We start from the raw sequence: 18,429 nt of genomic DNA, 5'->3' as shown, positions 1-18,429 counted from the left end.
ACGAAGACCAATCCCACGACGTATGCTTGCTACGGGCTCTACGCCTGCGAGATCAACTGCTCGACGGTGCCCTGAGCGGACGGGCTCCCCACTCAGGGGAGCCCCTTCACGCCCCTGCAAGCCCTCTCGCCCCGGCCCTTCCGGCGGACCTGCAGATCAATCCAGCGGTTTCGTATAGAACAGCGAGCCGCCGTTTTCGTCGCCGCAGACCGCCTGCGCGAAGCCTGCGCCCTCGTAGACCCTGCGCGCCCGGCGGTTGTTCTCTTGCACCTCGAGGGTCAGCTTGACGCAGCCGAGGGCGCGGGCCTTCGTCGCGACGGCCGCAAGAAGCGCTTTACCCACCCCATGCCCCCTGTACCCGGGGACCACCGCCAGGTCGTGGATGTTGATGAGCGTGCGTGCCGCAAAGGTGGAGAAGCCCCGAAAGCAGGTGGCGATACCGATGGGCTGACCATTATCGTAGGCAAGGAACACCAGCGTTGTGGGGTGCGCGCGCAGCCCCGGTACGAGCCGCGCGCGCACGTCGGCCGCAAGAGGCGCACCGCTGCCCATGCCATCCCGGGCGTAAACATCCGTCATCGCCACGATGGCCGCCGCGTGTTCAGGGTGATCGAGGTTTGCTTCGATGATCTCCATGCCGTAGCGCAGGCTACCACGACGGCGGTACCTTCCTTCCGTCTCGATCCGCGATCGCAGAGACCTGGCGGAAAAATGGGCGGCGCGCGGCCCTGAGGCCTCGGCTCAGAGTCGGGCGCCGCCTCTTCCCGTTTCAGCTCTCGCGCTTGGGATTCAGCTTCGAGAACGCCCGCATGGCCTTGTGCGCGGACTTCCAGCGCCGCTTCGCCGGCGCCCCCGTTTGCCGACGTGTCGCGCTGGCGATCTCGTCTTCGAGCCGGCGATGACTCTCGAAGCGGCCCGGGTCCAACCGCCCCTCTTCGACCGCCTGCTCCACGGCACATCCGGGCTCGCCCCTATGCCGGCAATCACGAAAGCGGCAGCGGAGGGCCTCCCGGGCCACATCGACGAAGACGTCGTCCAGAACGCCCTGCCCCCTCACCAACCCCACCTCACGCAGTCCGGGATTGTCGAGCAGCAAGCCGCCCTGCTGCCGGAGCACGAGCTGCCGGTGGGTGGTGGTATGCCGGCCCTTACCGTCGCCCTCACGCACCTGCGCCTCGGGCATCCACCTTTCGCCGAGCAAGCTGTTGATGAGAGACGACTTGCCCACCCCCGAAGAGCCCAGCATCGCCACAGTTTGCCCGCAACCAAGGTAGGCCTGAAGTGCCCCCAATCCCCGCCCCGCGTGTGCGCTGACGGCGTGCACGTCGACCCCCGGAGCCACGGCCTGCAAGCTCGTCACGAGCGGCTGCGGATCGGTTACCAAGTCTGCCTTGTTGAGCACCAACACCGGCCGCGCCCGGCTTGCAAACGCCAACATGAGATACCGCTCGATCCGCCGCACGTTGAAGTCGCCCGTGGCCGAGGTCACGAAGAAGAGGTGATCGACGTTGGCGGCCACGATGTGCCGCCGCCCTTGGCTGCCCGCCGCGCGCCGAACGATCTCGGTGCGCCGAGGCAACACGTGATGAATCAACGCGTGATCGCCCGCTACCGCGACCGCAACCCAATCCCCCACGACGGGCCGTTCGCCGTCCGCCGCCTGGAAGCGGAGCCGCCCCGAAAGCGTGCTCGTGTGCACGGGCACACCCAACAGTTCAAAGGTCTCCTTGCCATCCGAGGCAACCCGGGCCGGGCAAAGCGAAGGAGCGGAGATCGATGCGAACTGAGCAGAGAAGAAGTTGTCGAACCCGAACGGTTCGAGATGTCCATAGTGATTCACTGGAAAGCCCTGGAAGGTCACGTGCGCCGACACCGCGGGCACGTACTCGTGAAAAACGTTCTCGTTTGGCCGCCGCGAGGGCAGCCTGGTGGCGAGCGGAGTCACTCCGCAGCCGAGGCCGCAAGGGCCCGGATTACGAGACCAAGGCCTGGCCACACGACCAAGGTCGGTGCCCCAGACACAGGCCCACCTGACAGCGCCGGGTGCCGAGCGGCGAAGGCGCGATTACCTTCCGCGCACGCAGGCTACCCGGCCCAAACGGGCGGCGGCTGCTGCTGAGCGGGCTGGAAGGCGTGACATCACAAAACGAATACCGCGGAGGCCCTGGCACGGCAAGAGGAAACGCGAAGGCCGCGGCACGGCTCTTCCAGTCGGCAGGGAGAGCCACATGAGGCCGACGTGCAGGGGCTGGCTACGATCCCTCCGCCCCGGACACGCCCTGCACGAGGTTCGGCGTCGTTGTGGACGAGCCGGGGCGCCCCTGCGCGCAGAGCGCGCCCTGCTGAACACTGGGGCGTGGAAAGGTCCCACACGCCCCTACCCACCGGGCGATGCCGCCCTGGTTCGCTCCGCTGCTGCCGCCGGGGGCCTGCACCTTATTGCGGTTCTGGAGTATTCCAGGTGGCCTACGGAAACGTTCAACGGATTCAGAGTTTTGGAGGCGGGCGCTTTGCTTTATTCCAGACTGGCTCGCAGGGAGATATCATACCGAGCCAGTACAATTCACGTTGGGCGGACCACATCGCGCTATGCCATTGACTTAGTAAGCCGTGGGCTTATACTTCATGAGTGCGATTTGCCTGGGATGAAGCGAAGGACGCGTCAAACCGCTCCAAGCACGGCGTGTCGTTCGAAGAGGCAAGTTCGCTTTTCACCAGCGGGGAGGATTATCTTGAGATCTTCGATGACGCGAACTCTTTGGACGAGGACAGATTCATCGCGATAGGCCCAGTTATCCGAGGGGTTATCGTCGTCGTCTATACTGAGAGAGATGGCGACACGATTCGAATCATCAGCGCACGCTGGGCAACCAAGCGCGAAGCGAGCCGGTACCGAAGTTACAAGGAAGGAGGCTGAAAACATGATTGATGAGCTAACGGACGAGCAGTTGTCACGGGCAATATCAGCGCGCCTGCGTAAGCGGCTGATGGACGGGAAGATTGAGTCTGGCGAGGATGTGTCCGCTCTAAGGCATTTCGTTGGGTTGACTCAACAGCAGTTTGCCGAGGCTATGGGAATCAGCGTTCACACATTGCGCAACTGGGAACAGGGGCGCCGACATCCGGAGGGCCCTGCAATCGGTCTGCTCCGGATCGCGGCTCGTCATCCACGGATCATTCGCGAGAACGTGAAGACAGCCGCATGATTCCGATGCAGCCGCCCAACCCAGCGTTGAACTTGTCAAAGCCCGCAGGCGCTTTCGAGAACCTAGACACGCCAGCGCGGTGCAAGCGCCATGATGCTGTGGGCGTTCGCGAAGTGGGCTTTGCAAGTTAACGCCAACACGTTATGCCGACCGCCAAGCGAGTAACTCTCCAAACGGGACTTGCACGTATGCACAACTGTGCATACACTTACAGCAGTGACCTTCGAATGGGACCCCAAGAAACGCCGCGACAACCTTGTAAAGCACAAGGTTGACTTCGCCGATGCGGTGGCAGTCCTTGAGGATCCGCTCGCCCTAACTCGGGACGACCCCCACCCCAGAGAAGAGAGATTCGTAACGTTGGGGATGGACTCACTCGGGCGCATCCTGGTGGTGTCGTGGACGCCACGTGGCGGACGGTTTCGCCTAATCTCAGCTCGAAAGGCCACCCAAAGCGAGCGAACACAATACGAGGTGGACAAATGAAAAAGAACTACGATTTTAGCCAAGCGAAGCGTGGGCCTGTCGTCGCACAGTCTCCGGGAAAAACCAGGATAACTATCCGCATTGATGACGACATTCTTGACTGGTTTCGAGAGCAAGCAGACGTCGCGGGTGGTGGCAATTATCAGTCGATGATCAATGAAGCCCTACGTTCGCATATGGCTGGTGCGAGCGGGTCAGTCGAGAAGGTACTGAGACGGGTTGTGCGGGAGGAGCTCCAGCGAGCCAAGAAGCGACCGGTGAAGGCGGCATAACCGGGCGTTGAAGGCTGACAGTGCCACGGGCATTCTTCTTGAACCTAAACACGCTGGCGGGACGCAAGCGACAATGCGGTCCTGAGGCGTTGGCGGGCACTGCAGCTTAACGCCAACCACGTTAGCCGGACTGAGCAATAGCGACTCGGGGGAGATGCAAGGACAAATGAGCGTGCACAGAGCCAACTACCTCAATGTCCCAACCGGCGCTACCGAACACCCGAGCTTGGTTTCGGATCCAATCCCTCAGTTCATCTATAAGAAAATGGAAAGGCGCTGGGCCCTTGAGTTTGTTCAAGGATCCGTGAAGATTGGCAGCCTCTTCTACTATCGAACGATCAAGGATGATTCCGGAATGATCGTTGATCCACACGAAGGCTTGGAGGTGTGTGAGGTGACCGAAGATTTGGTGACAGGGTCACCGATGCTAGCGATGATTTCTCGGGGCAACCCGCCGGCGGTTGGGTCGCGACTGCGCACGGTAGATGACCGGCGGTTGGTATTCTGTGCCTCGATCTCAGCAGGCATTCCTCCCGAAGGATTGCCGCCCGAATACGATACGTGGGTTCAAATCGAGGCAGAACCTGCGATTGCTTCAATCCACCAAGCGCTTCTTGCGCGCGTGCCGGACGTCGATGGACCCGTGTTTAAAAGGGTGATCTACGATCCCAGCATCGACGGTCCTGACCACTTACCTCCGGGGCGCCCGCTCTACAAGATCTTAGACCACGCAATGGGGCTCCATGACAGATGGTACACGAAGCGCACTAAGTTCCAGACGCAGGGCGAGGTCAGGGTTGGATGGCTCGCAGATCCGTCAATCTGTTCTAAGCCGATCCCACCACTGAGCGTTCCCGCCCTGGAGCAGTTTGTGAGAATCCTGGCTTGATCGAGAATTCGCCGGCTAACCGATCGTTGCAGCTGCCGATGCCGCAAGCGTCATTTTGATCCTAGACATGGCATTGATGCGCGAGCGACAATGCGGTCTTGGGGCATCGGTGGGCCTCGCAGCTGAACTTTGCACGTTGGGCGGACGAATAGATGGGAAACATGGCTGAAGTCGAAGAATCTCCCTCCTCACGAAATATTCCTCAGCGCATGCAAAGAGAAGTCCGCCAGCGATGCGGATTTGGTTGTGTAGTTTGCGGTATGCCCCTCTACGAGTACGACCATCTTCTCGGCTGGGCAAATGTCAAGAGGCACGCTCCGGACGAAATTACATTGCTATGCCGCCTTCATCACCACGAGAAGGGTACCGGCCTGCTTCCTGCTGAGCAGGTTGAAGAGGCGAACCGCTCTCCCTACAACCTTCGCACCGGCGTCTCAAAAACCTACGATTTTCACTTTTCCGGAAAAGAATGCCAGGTGCTGATCGGCGGCAACTCCTTTGGTGCAACCTTCTCAGCTGATCCGTCAATTTTGTTGCCTATTTCGATCGATGATACCCCCTTGCTTGCGTTCAGTTTCAGCCAGGGTCGGATTGGCCTTTTTCTCAATCTCTTCGACGAAAACAACGAACTGATTTTGCAGATTCACGACAACCAGTTGGTCCAGAGCACTTCACCTTGGGACATTCAGATGGTGGGTCAAAACCTCGTCGTTCGAGAAGCGCACAGAAAGATCCTCGTTGACATTGTTTTCGAGCCTCCACATCGCATCGTGATAAGTAGAGGAAGGCTGTTGCGAAACGGTGTCGAGCTCTTGATCCGTCCGGATTCGATTGTGGTGTCGAACAATGGCGCAACCTACACCGGGAACCACATTCGCAACTGTCCTGCTGGGATCCTGATTGGCCCCCACTCACAGCCCATATCGACGGTGCTGTCCTTGCCGCAGGTTCCCCGGTACAGGCATGACAAGATGATTCGCGAGACCTGGATTTCTCAGGCCTTCGCCATCGACTGATTTGCATCGACGTTAGCAGCGCCGCCCAACCGATCGTTGCAGCTGACAGTGCCGCGGGCGTCACTTTGATCCTAGACATCGCAACGTGATGCGAGCGACAATGCGGTCTTGGCGCCTCTCTGGGCACCGCAGCTGAACTTTTCACGTTGGGCGGACCACATCGCGCTATGCCATTGACTTAGTAAGCCGTGGGCTTATACTTCATGAGTGCGATTTGCCTGGGATGAAGCGAAGGACGCGTCAAACCGCTCCAAGCACGGCGTGTCGTTCGAAGAGGCAAGTTCGCTTTTCACCAGCGGGGAGGATTATCTTGAGATCTTCGATGACGCGAACTCTTTGGACGAGGACAGATTCATCGCGATAGGCACAGTTATCCGAGGGGTTATCGTCGTCGTCTATACTGAGAGAGATGGCGACACGATTCGAATCATCAGCGCACGCTGGGCAACCAAGCGCGAAGCGAGCCGGTACCGAAGTTACAAGGAAGGAGGCTGAAAACATGATTGATGAGCTAACGGACGAGCAGTTGTCACGGGCAATATCAGCGCGCCTGCGTAAGCGGCTGATGGACGGGAAGATTGAGTCTGGCGAGGATGTGTCCGCTCTAAGGCATTTCGTTGGGTTGACTCAACAGCAGTTTGCCGAGGCTATGGGAATCAGCGTTCACACATTGCGCAACTGGGAACAGGGGCGCCGACATCCGGAGGGCCCTGCAATCGGTCTGCTCCGGATCGCGGCTCGTCATCCACGGATCATTCGCGAGAACGTGAAGACAGCCGCATGATTCCGATGCAGCCGCCCAACCCAGCGTTGAACTTGTCAAAGCCCGCAGGCGCTTTCGAGAACCTAGACACGCCAGCGCGGTGCAAGCGCCATGATGCTGTGGGCGTTCGCGAAGTGGGCTTTGCAAGTTAACGCCAACACGTTGGACGGACGGCGAGGAATCGAATGGCACGACGATTGGCACGCGTCTCATCACTTGTGACTTATGTCGAAGCCGCTTTGGAGGTGAGCAAGCGATGGGGCCCTAAGCAAGTCTGGTTTAGGGGGCACAGCAAGGCGCTAACTCACCGCCTACTCCCTTCTGCATACAGGCTCAAAGAAGGCGAGTATCACGAGGCTCGGGCCTTCAACGAGTTTTGGGCGAGAGGTCGAGCCTTGAGGCAATTCGACCAGCTCGACTCAAACGCTGATTGGGACTGGTACTTCGCTGCAAGACATCATGGACTGCCGAACCGTCTTCTCGACTGGAGCCTCAGCCCCATCGTGGCGCTATTCTTTGCCACGGAGGGTGGCGGCAACGATGAGGACCATCGCGTCTGGGTCCTGGACCCATGTTGGATGAATAAGCTTCTTCACGATGACGAAGCGATCTGGATGCCGCACGATTCGCCACTAGATAAGGATATGGCCCTTTGGCTACCTGCCGACATGGATGGAAAAGGCAATTCTCAGGAGGCGAGCGTGAACAACGAGAGGCCAGTGGCCATTTACCCTGCACAGACGAACGACCGTCTGGTCGCGCAAATGGGGATGTTCACTCTCCACGGGAAGAACAGAGCTTCCCTCGATGAGCAGCTTGCTGTGCTTGACAGTTCAGAGACGGCGAGGCTGGGTTACATTGAAATTGAGAATGGCTGCGCCCCGTTCGTGCACAGAGATCTTCGCGCCCTGGGGGTAAGCCCATTCTCCATCTACGTCGATGGAAAATCACTGGCAGAGACGATCACGGCCCGACACACGTCGAACGTGCAATGCGGCTGAGGGTCGGTGACGGCGCGACCTTTGGCTTGATCGCAATGGCGTGCTTCGCCCTTCCCTCGTACGCACTCGGATCGCGTAGCCAGCCGTCCAACCAGGGCTTGCAGGTGACGAAGCCCAGTGGCGCAGGTGGAGAACCAGGATGGACCTGTGGCGCTTGAAACGCCTGAGGGGTTATGAGCAATGCTGTTCACTTAAGAAACCTCGTAACCATCTGAAAATATTGTGCAATTCGTCTTGACAAGGCCCGAGGCTGCGAGCGCCGGCCTTCATGAGCCTGCTTCGTGGACCTGGCGATCACTTTCGAGCGTTCTTCAAACTGACCAGTGGCTGTGCGGACAAGTTCGACCGGACACGGACATGGAGCGCCCGCAGCGTCTTGATGTGGCTGATGGTCCTGACGATGCCGGACCGAAAGATGAGCTATCGACGGAGCTTGCGGATCGTGGCGTACTACGGGCGCAAGGTGTTCGATTGGGCGAAGGTACCGACGTTGTCGTCCATCAGTGAAGCAAGAAAGAAGGTCTCGATCGAGACATGCCGTGGGTTGCTGCACCAGCTGGTCGAGCGGTGCGAGTCCATCATGCCGACTCCGAAAACCCCGTGGGGGAAACGTCGATTCATCGCGTTCGATGGAACGCGGGTTGTGTTGCCGCGCAGCGCGGATACAGCGAGGAAGATGGCGCGGCCGAAGCGGCCGAATGGGACGTCGGTGCACAATCCACAAGGGTTGGTGGTGATGGCTGCGGATGTGTTTCGCCGTCTTCCGTTGGATTGGTCCCTGACCGGAAAAGGCATCGGCGAGAGGACGTCCATGCAGAAGCTGGTTCACCGATTGCCGTTCAAGGCAGGCGACGTGGCCGTCATGGACAGAGGGTTTCCGAGTCGCCACCTGTTCTCAGCCTTGATTGAACATGGCGTTGACATCATTGCGAGAATGAGCGCATCGAAGGCGACGGCGTGGAAAGAGCTCAAGCCATTCTTGTCTTCAAACAAGAAGACCGCGAAAGTGACACTGACGCTTCCGGGGGCGAGAGGGAACATTGAGCTTCAGGTGCGCGTCGTCGAGCGCGACGCAAAGCCAGGCCGCCCGAGGAAAGGCACGAAGAACGAAAGGATGGTCATCGTGTCCACCTTGAGCGGAAAGGACGGATTCGATCGCAAAGACATCATCAAGCTCTACGCCTCTCGATGGGGAATCGAATCTCTCTTCAAGGAAATGAAGAGCTTCATGCAGACCGAGGACTTCCACAGCAAGAGCGTCCAAGGATGTGAACAGGAACTCATTTCCGCGATGATCTGGATAGCCCTGGCATCGTTCCTTCAAGCAGAAGCGGAGCGTACCCTTGATGGCCGACGCGTCGTTCGCGCAGACTGCCTACGAGCGGCCGGTGATCTGCTCTCTGCGATGCTTTCAGGAAAATCCATCCATGAACAGATGGACGATGACATCGCCGCCCTTCGAATGTTCGCGTACGCCCCACAACAAGACAGGCACTATCCGAGGGAGTGCAAACGTCCCTTCGGTCGCACCATCCAAAGGGGTGGTGCTTAAGTGAACAGCATTGGGGTTATGAGAGCCTTTCGGAGGGCTTCGCAGCTGAAGCCCAACACGTTATCCGGATACACACCCAATTCTATTTGCCCCGCTCCCCAACGCGTCTGCACTAGCTCCTACGTTTAACCTCAACCGCCCTCTTTTGCCATGAGCCACCACATTCCCAGTTGGTCCTACGAACAACGCTTGAGCGAGTCTATCCGTCAGGCGCTGCCAAAAGTTGGACCTAAAGCCGCCGAGCAGCTTCGAGGCTTGCTTACTCCGGAAGCCATCGCGATTGTTGCGGGGGTACTGGTAGCATGGATAGTTTCGCACGCGTTCGGTATCGGCGAGATCATCGATATCATCCTGCTTGTTGTCGGCGTCTTGTCCGTCGGGTGGGCCATCTTCTCCGGTATCGAGCATTTATACGAGTTCGCTTCGCTCTCTTACCGTGCGGTGTCGCAACACGACCTGGTAAAAGCTGGCGATCATTTGGCAAGGGCGGTAAGCATCTTGGGGGTCCAGGCTGTATTGGCAGTCCTGTTCCGCGGCGCCCGGGCTCCGAAAGTCAACAGAGGCTCGCTTCGTGGTGCCAGCACCGGCCCTCGTTCGCAAGGAATCCGGTACAAGCCGACGATAACCAAGGATCCATCTCTTCCCGCTGGAAACGGGTGGACTACCAAATGGGGTGACATTGTTGTATCAACCCGCGGTACGGGGACTGAAAAGGCCCTTGTTTTACCGCATGAGAAGGTTCACCAGTTTCTAACACCCAAGCTTCTTCTTTTTCGTAACTATCGCGTCAACGACACCAGTTCCACCTACCTGCAATCCTCCCTATGGAGGTATATCGAAGAAGCGTTGGCCGAAACGATTGCCCAAGTGGGGGCGATCGGCTTCCGGAACTTTTTCACGGGGCTGCGTTTTCCGGTCGCGAATGGGTATGTGTACCTAAAGGCGGGTGGGGGATTCGATGCTGCGTTCAAAGGTCACGGTGTGCTCCGTGAACTAGGCTCGCTGGTTCATACGGGCGTTATTTCGGAAATTGCTTACGAGCTCCGTTTTGAAAACGGAACGCCCAGCGTCTGTCCTTCGCCTTAGGAACGCCGCATGTACATGCGAATCCTCAGGCTGATTTGGGAAGCACTCCAGGGAAAACAAAGCCATCCTAAAGCGACGCGGCTATCTATGGATGAAGCAACTGGCATTGCAACAGCTGAGGCTGCGAAGCACGGAGTACAGTGGCTTGACTTTGTCGACTGTCGGCAGATCGAAGGGGCGACGGTCTGGATATTCTCGGAAGGAGGGAGAGGTAGTATATTCGGTGTCGAGATCCTAGATGAAACTGGTGAGATTATTCGAGCCGGACGACGCGGCGGACGCTGAGTCGTACTTGACAGCATTTCGGGCAGCGTGTCACGGCACCGTATAACTTAGCATTGAACTTGACAAAGCCCGCCGTCGCTTTCGAGAACATAGACACACCAACGTGGTGCAGGCGCTATGGGGTTGCTGGCGTTCGCGAAGTGGGCTTTGCAAGTTAACGCCGGCACGTTATCCGTACAGCAGGCTCAATGACATCGAAGCTTCCGACATTTGATCGCCTCATGAACCCCCTCCTTCGCGCTTTAAGGGCGCTTGGGGGGTCTGGCTCGATTGACGAGATCTACGAGAGGGTCATCGAGATTGAGAAGATTTCAGAAGCAGTCCTGTCGCAGATGCACGATCCAGAGGGCAGCAACCAAACAGAGGTCGGGTATCGGCTCGCGTGGGCCCGAACCTACCTCAAAAAGTATGGTCATCTCGATAACTCCGCTCGTGGTGTTTGGTCGCTGACGGCGCAGGGGCGAGCCGTCGAGGAAGTTGATCCACAAGAGGTTCTTAGGAAGGTTCGCTCTCAGGACAAGAAGTATGCTCCTCGCACGATTGCGACTGATGATGAAGGATCGCCGGTCTCCCAAACCGCGCCGCCTGAAGTAGCGGCGGAAGAGACATGGAAGCAGCGACTGTTCAAGGTACTTACCCAATCGCTCGCACCGGCAGCCTTTGAACGACTTGTGCAAAGGATCCTTCGTGAATCCGGCTTCGTTCAGGTCGAAGTCACGGGCAAGACCGGTGACGGCGGTATTGACGGCCGAGGCATCGCGAGGATCAACGGCCTAATGAGCTTCCATGTCTTGTTCCAGTGCAAGCGATACAAAGGATCAGTGTCATCAGGAGAGGTCCGCGACTTTCGTGGCGCGATGGTTGGCCGTGCCGACAAGGGGCTTTTCATTACGACCGGAACATTCAGTCCGGCAGCGGTGCGTGAAGCAACTCGCGATGGGGCGCCTCCAATCGATTTGATTGATGGGAACGACCTAAGCGAAAAACTAAAAGAACTGGGCCTTGGAATAACCAAGGAAGTTGTCGAGGTAGTGAAAGTCGACGAAGCCTGGTTTGCGGGCGTTTGACGGATAACCGGGCGTTGAAGACGTACAAAGCCTTGGCCGTTAACTTGAACCTAGACAGGAAAGCGATGTGCGGACGACAATGGGGTCTTGCGCGTTAGTGGGCTTTGCCGCTTAACGCCAAACACGTTAGGCGCACTCAGTGCACGATTGGAGAACGCGGATGACTGTCGAGCTTTCAGCACTGCTGCATGACGTGGAGGGCCAGGACGTCGAGGCCGACTATCACGACGTGGCGGCAGTATTCGAGGGAGCTCTGCGCGAGATCGGCGACCACGACCACCCAGACAAGGAGAAGATTCGCTCAGAATACATCGCCTTCTCATTCACGGAGCAGCTAATCGAACCGGCCGATCGGTCCACCCATTTTGGCCCGCAGTTCTCGTATACGACCAACGAGGGAAGTGCAGGCGAATTTCCACCACTCACGGCTGTCACAGAAGGCGTGGTCGCGTATTGGACAGATCGCGCACAGACGACGCGAAACGATGTGTTGCGTGCTCGCTATGCAGATCTTGTATGGGACCTGTCGAGGCCGGCGACAGGACGGCGTCCAAACATCCGATTGGCCCACGCTGCAATAGACGCGAGTTTGGAGTGCGTCCGGGGCAACAAGTTCAAAGAGGGATTGTGCACCATCATTCGCATAAAGCGTGCGCTCGATCTCAGCATCTCCATCAAGGACAAGATCCGCACAGAGGTGGCGGCCGTTGAGCTAGTTGCGCTGGAGGATCGCATCGGGGTTGACCATCAGCCGGGGCTGTGGGGATTCGCCTTTGATGCGCTGGTAGACACCAGCGGACGTGATATCGACGACAGGCTTAAGAGCAAGGTGATCGCAGACCTTGAGACGAGGTTCGAGCGGCTATCTGCCGTGTCGCCACCTGATCCAAGTGCTCTCGAAGCAGCCATGGAGCGGTTGACGAGGCTCTACAGCCGCCAGAATCAAGTTGAGGAAGAGGTGCGCGTTCTGCGTAAGTACGTTGCGGTTGTGGAGGCATATGCAAAGATCGTAAGTCCTCTCGTGGGTTCCGGTTGGCTAGATCGGGTGCATGAACTGCTTAGTAATAGGGGGCTCAAGGAGGACGCCGCCCGCGTTGCTCTCTTGATGAGGGAGGTGGAACTGCGCAGCACCACCGATGTGAAGGAGTACTCTACTCGCATCGCAATTCCCATAGCCGAGCTGGATGCACAAGTTGCTGTGTTGCTGGATGCGGACAGAGAACAAGTTTACACCAATGTAGCTGCCACCTTCATTATGGATCGGACGGCGGTGGAGCAGCAGGTGCTCGACATAGCAAAGAAGGCTGTCCTTCTAAGCCTGTTTAAGATTTCAATACGGGATAACGAGGGTCGGGCTGTCGCGTCCGTCGGTTCAGTAGAAGATGATCTCGATGGTCGGGTTGCCTTCCAGATGAGCCAGAACCTACAGGTCGGAGCTCCAGTGCTGCGCTACACCCTCGAAAAGGTTGCCGAGAAGCACACCTTGACGGCGGACTCCGTGCGCGACTACCTTGCCAAGTCACCCGCGTTTCTGCCTGAGCGACTCCCCATCATTTGGAGAGGATTACAAGCGCTGTTTTTATCAGATTCTTACGTCGCTGCGTGTGTCCTCGTGCCAGAGATTGAGGCCGGGTTGCGGCGGATTCTGCACCTCGTCGGTGGCAACGTCTATAAGCGATCACGGACTGGGGGCACCAACCTCCGCAACATGGACGAAATCCTGCGCGACGAAGCTGTTATCGCTACTCTCACAGAGCGGGTGACATTCTGTTTACGGATCGTCTTTACGGATGCGCGGGGATGGAATCTCCGAAACAACATCTGCCACGGTCTTCTGAGGCCGGCATCGCTCGGCCAGCCTGCCGCCGATCGCATCTTGCATGCACTCCTACTGCTTGGAACGCTCCGCACCGTCGACAACAAAGATGCTTCCCCAGGAGAAGAAGGCGCCTAACCCAGAATTGAAGCTGACGGGCTGCGCCCGCAGCTTAATTCCATCACGTTCGGCGGACCGGCACGGGGAGAGGGAGAAGTACGGAGGGGGCTCGAGGGGTGTTAGGTCTCACGTAAATCCGTAAACCCCCAGGAAGGAATTCCCGCACTGGGTCCCTGGTGGTTTTGGTGATGAGGGGGCGGAAAGCGGAAGAAGGGTGAGGTGGCTTTTTGCGGGAAACGGGGATCTGGGTGAGGCTACCGGCCGGCAGGCATAACGCCCGCCCTTGGGACCCCAGAAAAAGGTTGGGCCCGCCACGGAGGCAACCGTGCGAGCCCTTGGCCGGTCGTGCAGTTGCGCCAAGCGACAGTACTGACCAGCGAGCAATACGTTAAGCAGGAAGGCTGGCAACAGGCAAGGCTCGAGCGGTGTCCGGCGCACGGATCTGGTAGCAAATGTGGCTTTCGCAGCCTCGGGACCTACGCCCGGGTGGAGCCAGCTGGGATGCGGGTGGCCCGGTACTACTGCCCGACGGCACATCGGACCTTCAGCCTGTTGCCCGACTGCTTGGCGTCTCGGCTCAGTGGCTCCCTGGAGGAGGTCGAGGCCGTGGTGACCGCGGTGGAGGCCGCGCCGTCGATAGAGGCAGCCGCCGATCGGCTGCGGCCAGACATCGAACTGCCCGGGGCGGTGCGATGGGTGCGCCGCCGCTACAGCGCCACCCGGGCGGCCCTGCTGGTGCTGGTGACCTCGACGCCCGCGCTGCTCGGCAACTGCGAGCCCACGCTCGCTGAGGTCCGCCAGCGTCTGGGCACTCCGGTACTGCGGCACGTACGAGCCGAATCCGAGAAGCAGCTTGGCGCCTTGCCCGCGCCAGTCGGATTCGGCCCCCGCAGTCGAGCCGCCAGCAGACTGTGGACACCTCGCGAACACGAAACGGGGCCAGACCCGCCGCCCTAACGCCTGTAGTGGTCGAGGCATAGGCGCTCACCGCCAAAACCACGGGCGCCGAGGAGAAAACATGGACACCCAAGCCGACGACAACGAGCGACGCAAAGCCGTCGCGCTCTTTCGCTATGGTGTGATTGCCGACCTATTGCACTGGCCCAAAGGCAAGCGAGGCCTGGGCGAGCAAATCGCAAAGAAGGCGGACCGCACCTACGACATCCCCGGCTCACGCAGGAGCCGTATCGCTGCCGAAACCATCAGAGACTGGCTCAAGGCCTATCGCCACGGCAGCTTCGATGCCCTGATGCCCAAGGCGCGCAGTGACGAGGGGCAGGCACGCAAGATCCCACAGTCCATCGTGGACCTTCTGTGCATGGTCAAGGAAGACAGGCCCGCACTGTCTGTGCGCATGGTCATCGATGCCGTGCGAGCCTCGGGCGAGGTACCACAGGACCTGGAGCTGGCGCCAGCCACGGTGCATCGGGTGCTCTCTCGTGCAGGCTTGATGGCTCGCAAGCCCGAGACGCCAACGAGCAACGACCGCCGTCGCTTCGCCTTCGCGAAGGCGGGGGAGATGTGGATGAGCGACGTGATGCACGGACCGTCCGTGCTGATCGGAGGCAAGCGCCGCCAAAAGACGTATCTCATCTCATTCATGGACGACGCCACCCGAGTCGTCCCGTACGCTGCCTTCGCGCTCGGCGAAAACGTCTCTTGTTTCATGCCCGTCTTCGAGCAAGCGCTGCGACGGCGTGGACTTCCCCTGCGGCTTTACGTCGACAACGGGGCAGCATATCGGTCGCATCATCTGTCCCTCGTCTGTGCCAGGCTGGGCGTGACTCTCATCCACGCACGCCCCTACCAGCCTCAGGGCAAGGGCAAGCAGGAGCGCTGGCACCGCGAGGTGCGCCGGCAATGCCTTGGCACCCTCGCCGAAGGAGACACTGCGAGCCTCGAAGCCCTCAACCGCAAGCTCTGGACCTGGGTCGAGGGGGAGTACCACCAGGCCCCTCACAGAGGCCTTGATGGCGAGACCCCGCTCGAGCGCTGGGCTCGCGCTTGCGACGAGGTGCGGCTGCCGGACATCGGCGCAGACTTCAGTGCGCTCTTTCTCTTCGAGGAAAAGCGCAAGGTACACAAAGACAGGACCGTCAGCTTGCGGGGCGTCGTCTATGAGGTGGACGCTTCGCTCGTCGGCGAAACCGTCTCTTTGCGCTTCGACCCGAGCCGGGTCGGCAAGCCCGTCGAGCTCTGGGTCAAGGGGCGCAAAGTCGGCCTGGCCAAACCCGTCGATGCGTATGCCAACTGCTTCGTCAAACGCGACAACGAGGTGCGCTCCGTCCTGCGTGCCGACCGCGTTGCACCGAATCCGCCAGAAGGACTTCGCCTGCGCGACTTCGACGTCGTCGAGCACCACGACCAAGGAGAGCGATGATGTACCGCAAGCACTTCGGCCTGAACCGCCATCCCTTCGGCAAGGAGGTCGAGCCTGATGACCTCTTTGTCTCATCTGCAAGTCAGGAGCTGTCGGTCCGCCTCAATCACCTCATCGAGATGAGGGGCATCGGCCTCGTCACGGGCGACAGCGGCAGCGGGAAGACCACTGCCTGTCGCAAGGTAGTCTCGGGACTGCACACGGGGCTACACAAGGTGGTCTACGTCGCCCACTCGACCGGCAACGTCATGGACGTCTACAAAGCCATCGCCTGGGAAATGGGCCTGCCCACCGAGCGCAACCGTGCCGCCGTGTATCGGCAGATCCGAACCGAGGTCACACGCCTGACCACCGAGGCACGGTGTCGCCCCATCCTCATCGTCGATGAGGCCCATCATCTCAGGCCTGACGTGCTCGAAGACCTCAGGCTCCTGACCAACTACCAAATGGACGCAGAGAATCGGCTTTGCCTGCTGCTGGTGGGACAATCTGAGCTGCGTCGTCGACTGGGCATGGCTGTCTACGAGGCGCTCAGCCAGCGCATCGTCATGCGCTATCACTTCGCAGGTCTTTCCCGTGAGGAGCTGTCCGGATACTTTGCTCACCGGCTTCGCCTCGCGGGGACCGAGCTGCCGCTCTTTGATCCCGCAGCCCTCGAGGCAACCTTCCAGGCCACAGGAGGTCTGCCACGAAAAGTGAACCTCCTTGCTCACCACGCCCTCATGGCCGCAGCTCTCGCACGGGCCAAATCCGTGACTGTCGAGCACGTCCAGGCAGCTTTGCCGGAGGTCGGGTGACCATGGGCACTACGATTCCATTGGAGGCTGGTCCCATCATCCAGCCCGGGCTCGACGAGCTTTGTGTCGCGCCCGCGATCGGCGTCCTTGCCGCCCTGGACGCCACGCTCGCAGCTGCTGCCCAACAGCTACACGCAGCGCATCCAGACCTAACCCTGGGCGGGCTGGCCTTTGGTGAGCCGCTCTCACCGCAAGCGCGCTCGGCGTACCTCCTTGTCTTTCGCTGTGTCGACTTGCGCACCGCGATCAGGGAATACAGGCACGTGGCCATCGACAACGCCTGCGACCAGCTCGACCTGCCCTTCTGAACCCCGAGAAGAATCCCCAAATCAGCCCCGGCTTCGCCTCAACCGCGCCGGGGCTTCTCCATTTGTGCCCTTATCCAACCCGGCACGCACCCACCCTCCAATCTGAGAAATCAACCCCCTGTCAGGGTGATCTTCGCTGAGAAACTCGAGGTGAGATAGCGTGAGAGACAACACCGAGGAAGCTCGATGCAGGAACCCGCTTTAGCTAAGACACCTGAACCCCCGTACTTTGCAGTTATCTTCAGTAGCGCGCGTACGGACGGAGACAATGGATACGCGGAGATGGCGGAGGCCATGCTCTCTTTGGCATCCCAGCAGCCCGGCTTTCTTGGGATCGAAAGCGTCCGCGGTAGCGACGGACTCGGAATCACGGTTTCGTACTGGGCTAGCGAGGAAGCGATCAAGCACTGGAAAGCGAACGGCGAACACCAACTTGTGCAGCGACTTGGCCGGGAGCGATGGTACAAGAACTTTGTGGTGCGAGTGGCCAAGGTGGAGCGGGCGTACGGGAAATAGCGATCTGGCCGAAGGCTGTCATGTTGACCGTGGGCATCTTTGTGTTCGACGAGGTCGAGGTCCTCGACTTCGCAGGGCCTTTCGAGGTCTTCTCGACGGCATCGCGGGTCCGCGCAAAAGCGGGGGCAGTTCCGTTTCGGACCGTCACGATCGCCAAGTCGCCGAGGCCTGTGCGTTCCCGGGGTGGGCTCCAGATCCAACCTCACCACTGGTTCGGTGAACATCCTCACCTGGACGTAGTGATCGTGCCGGGCGGCGACGTGGCAGCGGAGCTACGCGATGACAGCGTCATCCGCTGGATCGCTGCGACCGCAACCGCAGCGCGCCTGACAGCCTCCGTCTGCACAGGTGCGTTCTTGCTGGCAGCAGCGGGTATCCTGGACGGGAAGCGAGCCACGACGCATTGGGAGGACATCGACGAACTCAGACAATCCTACCCGCGGGTGAAAGTTACCGCTGGGCCTCGCTGGATTGAGGAGGGCGACGTAGTCACGTCCGCCGGAATTTCTGCAGGTGTCGACATGAGCCTGCACGTGGTCCGCCGCCTTGCCGACGCGCATTTGGCGGCCGCGACGGCTCGGCAGATGGACTACGACTGGCGAGATGGCGGCGCGGCCGCCGAACCGGGCGTTACACCTGACGGAGCTTCGCCCCGCAGCTAAACTTTGCACGTTGGCCGGACTACAAACGTAGGACGATTGAAGCGCACCCGATGAGCGATCACGGCAGATTTCGAGAGGACCGGCCATCGATCGCGGCGAGGCCTTCTACTCGGTCGCGGAGGCTCTCCTAAAGAATGCGCCCAGAATTCCGCTCGGGGAACGATGTCACCATATGGAGAACGTACGGCTCAGAGAAATGGTTCTGAG

Annotated in this window: 21 protein-coding genes; 19 read left to right on the top strand and 2 right to left on the bottom strand. The window is 59.6% G+C overall.

The annotated features are described in order from the left end of the window. Positions 1-156 precede the first annotated feature (156 nt). Both KA712_16195 and rsgA read right to left on the bottom strand, forming a co-directional pair. A complete protein-coding gene (locus KA712_16195) occupies positions 157-636 on the bottom strand; it encodes a GNAT family N-acetyltransferase (GenBank protein MCG5054506.1) in 480 nt (159 codons plus the stop codon). 133 nt (positions 637-769) lie between these two features. Then, complete coding sequence (gene rsgA, locus KA712_16190; protein MCG5054505.1) at positions 770-1,873, bottom strand: ribosome small subunit-dependent GTPase A; 1,104 nt, start codon at positions 1,871-1,873, stop codon at positions 770-772. 756 nt (positions 1,874-2,629) lie between these two features. On the opposite strand from rsgA, the gene KA712_16185 reads away from it, so the two are divergent. The 19 genes from KA712_16185 to KA712_16095 all read left to right on the top strand — a co-directional run bounded on the left by KA712_16185 (position 2,630) and on the right by KA712_16095 (position 18,222). Continuing rightward, a complete protein-coding gene (locus KA712_16185) occupies positions 2,630-2,917 on the top strand; it encodes a BrnT family toxin (protein MCG5054504.1) in 288 nt (95 codons plus the stop codon). A gap of 4 nt (positions 2,918-2,921) precedes the next feature. Further along, positions 2,922-3,206 (top strand): helix-turn-helix domain-containing protein, encoded by a 285-nt coding sequence (locus tag KA712_16180; protein MCG5054503.1) that lies wholly within the window; start codon positions 2,922-2,924, stop codon positions 3,204-3,206. 216 nt (positions 3,207-3,422) lie between these two features. Continuing rightward, a complete protein-coding gene (locus KA712_16175; GenBank protein ID MCG5054502.1) occupies positions 3,423-3,692 on the top strand; it encodes a BrnT family toxin in 270 nt (89 codons plus the stop codon). Beyond that, complete coding sequence (locus tag KA712_16170) at positions 3,689-3,964, top strand: BrnA antitoxin family protein (protein MCG5054501.1); 276 nt, start codon at positions 3,689-3,691, stop codon at positions 3,962-3,964. The genes KA712_16175 and KA712_16170 overlap by 4 nt, the downstream gene beginning before the upstream one ends. A 166-nt stretch (positions 3,965-4,130) precedes the next feature. Beyond that, positions 4,131-4,853 carry a hypothetical protein gene (locus KA712_16165; protein ID MCG5054500.1) on the top strand — a complete coding sequence of 241 codons (723 nt, stop codon included), beginning with the start codon at positions 4,131-4,133 and terminating at the stop codon, positions 4,851-4,853. Between the two features lie 161 nt (positions 4,854-5,014). After that, a complete protein-coding gene (locus KA712_16160) occupies positions 5,015-5,869 on the top strand; it encodes an HNH endonuclease (protein MCG5054499.1) in 855 nt (284 codons plus the stop codon). A 207-nt stretch (positions 5,870-6,076) separates the two neighbouring features. Next, the gene (locus KA712_16155; GenBank protein MCG5054498.1) at positions 6,077-6,364 is read left to right on the top strand and encodes a BrnT family toxin; all 288 of its coding nucleotides are present in this window, start codon (positions 6,077-6,079) and stop codon (positions 6,362-6,364) included. A gap of 4 nt (positions 6,365-6,368) precedes the next feature. Beyond that, on the top strand, positions 6,369-6,653 hold the full coding sequence (locus KA712_16150) for a helix-turn-helix domain-containing protein (GenBank protein MCG5054497.1): 285 nt from the start codon (positions 6,369-6,371) through the stop codon (positions 6,651-6,653). Between the two features lie 164 nt (positions 6,654-6,817). After that, positions 6,818-7,633: an FRG domain-containing protein gene (locus tag KA712_16145; protein MCG5054496.1), complete on the top strand. Its 816-nt coding sequence runs from the start codon at positions 6,818-6,820 to the stop codon at positions 7,631-7,633. A gap of 268 nt (positions 7,634-7,901) precedes the next feature. Next, on the top strand, positions 7,902-9,185 hold the full coding sequence (locus KA712_16140; protein ID MCG5054495.1) for an IS4 family transposase: 1,284 nt from the start codon (positions 7,902-7,904) through the stop codon (positions 9,183-9,185). Between the two features lie 150 nt (positions 9,186-9,335). Continuing rightward, entirely contained in the window at positions 9,336-10,271 is a 936-nt protein-coding gene (locus tag KA712_16135; GenBank protein MCG5054494.1) for a hypothetical protein, read from the top strand. Positions 10,272-10,777: 506 nt separating this feature from the next. Then, the gene (locus tag KA712_16130; protein MCG5054493.1) at positions 10,778-11,623 is read left to right on the top strand and encodes a restriction endonuclease; all 846 of its coding nucleotides are present in this window, start codon (positions 10,778-10,780) and stop codon (positions 11,621-11,623) included. Positions 11,624-11,783: 160 nt separating this feature from the next. Beyond that, the gene (locus KA712_16125; GenBank protein MCG5054492.1) at positions 11,784-13,577 is read left to right on the top strand and encodes a DUF4209 domain-containing protein; all 1,794 of its coding nucleotides are present in this window, start codon (positions 11,784-11,786) and stop codon (positions 13,575-13,577) included. 483 nt (positions 13,578-14,060) lie between these two features. After that, positions 14,061-14,516 carry a hypothetical protein gene (locus KA712_16120; protein ID MCG5054491.1) on the top strand — a complete coding sequence of 152 codons (456 nt, stop codon included), beginning with the start codon at positions 14,061-14,063 and terminating at the stop codon, positions 14,514-14,516. A 61-nt stretch (positions 14,517-14,577) separates the two neighbouring features. Next, positions 14,578-15,939 carry a DDE-type integrase/transposase/recombinase gene (locus tag KA712_16115; protein ID MCG5054490.1) on the top strand — a complete coding sequence of 454 codons (1,362 nt, stop codon included), beginning with the start codon at positions 14,578-14,580 and terminating at the stop codon, positions 15,937-15,939. Beyond that, the gene (locus tag KA712_16110) at positions 15,936-16,736 is read left to right on the top strand and encodes an AAA family ATPase (protein MCG5054489.1); all 801 of its coding nucleotides are present in this window, start codon (positions 15,936-15,938) and stop codon (positions 16,734-16,736) included. Before KA712_16115 ends, KA712_16110 begins: the two co-directional genes overlap by 4 nt. A gap of 2 nt (positions 16,737-16,738) precedes the next feature. After that, the gene (locus tag KA712_16105) at positions 16,739-17,044 is read left to right on the top strand and encodes a hypothetical protein (protein MCG5054488.1); all 306 of its coding nucleotides are present in this window, start codon (positions 16,739-16,741) and stop codon (positions 17,042-17,044) included. A 186-nt stretch (positions 17,045-17,230) separates the two neighbouring features. Beyond that, entirely contained in the window at positions 17,231-17,560 is a 330-nt protein-coding gene (locus KA712_16100; GenBank protein ID MCG5054487.1) for an antibiotic biosynthesis monooxygenase, read from the top strand. Positions 17,561-17,580: 20 nt separating this feature from the next. Beyond that, positions 17,581-18,222 carry a DJ-1/PfpI family protein gene (locus KA712_16095; protein MCG5054486.1) on the top strand — a complete coding sequence of 214 codons (642 nt, stop codon included), beginning with the start codon at positions 17,581-17,583 and terminating at the stop codon, positions 18,220-18,222. Positions 18,223-18,429 lie beyond the last annotated feature (207 nt).

The sequence above is a fragment of the Myxococcales bacterium genome (assembly GCA_022184915.1).
GTDB lineage: Bacteria > Myxococcota_A > Polyangia > Fen-1088 > Fen-1088 > JAGTJU01.
The sequence above is the reverse complement of the archived record's forward strand: the minus strand, read 5'-3'. Positions and strand labels throughout refer to the sequence as shown.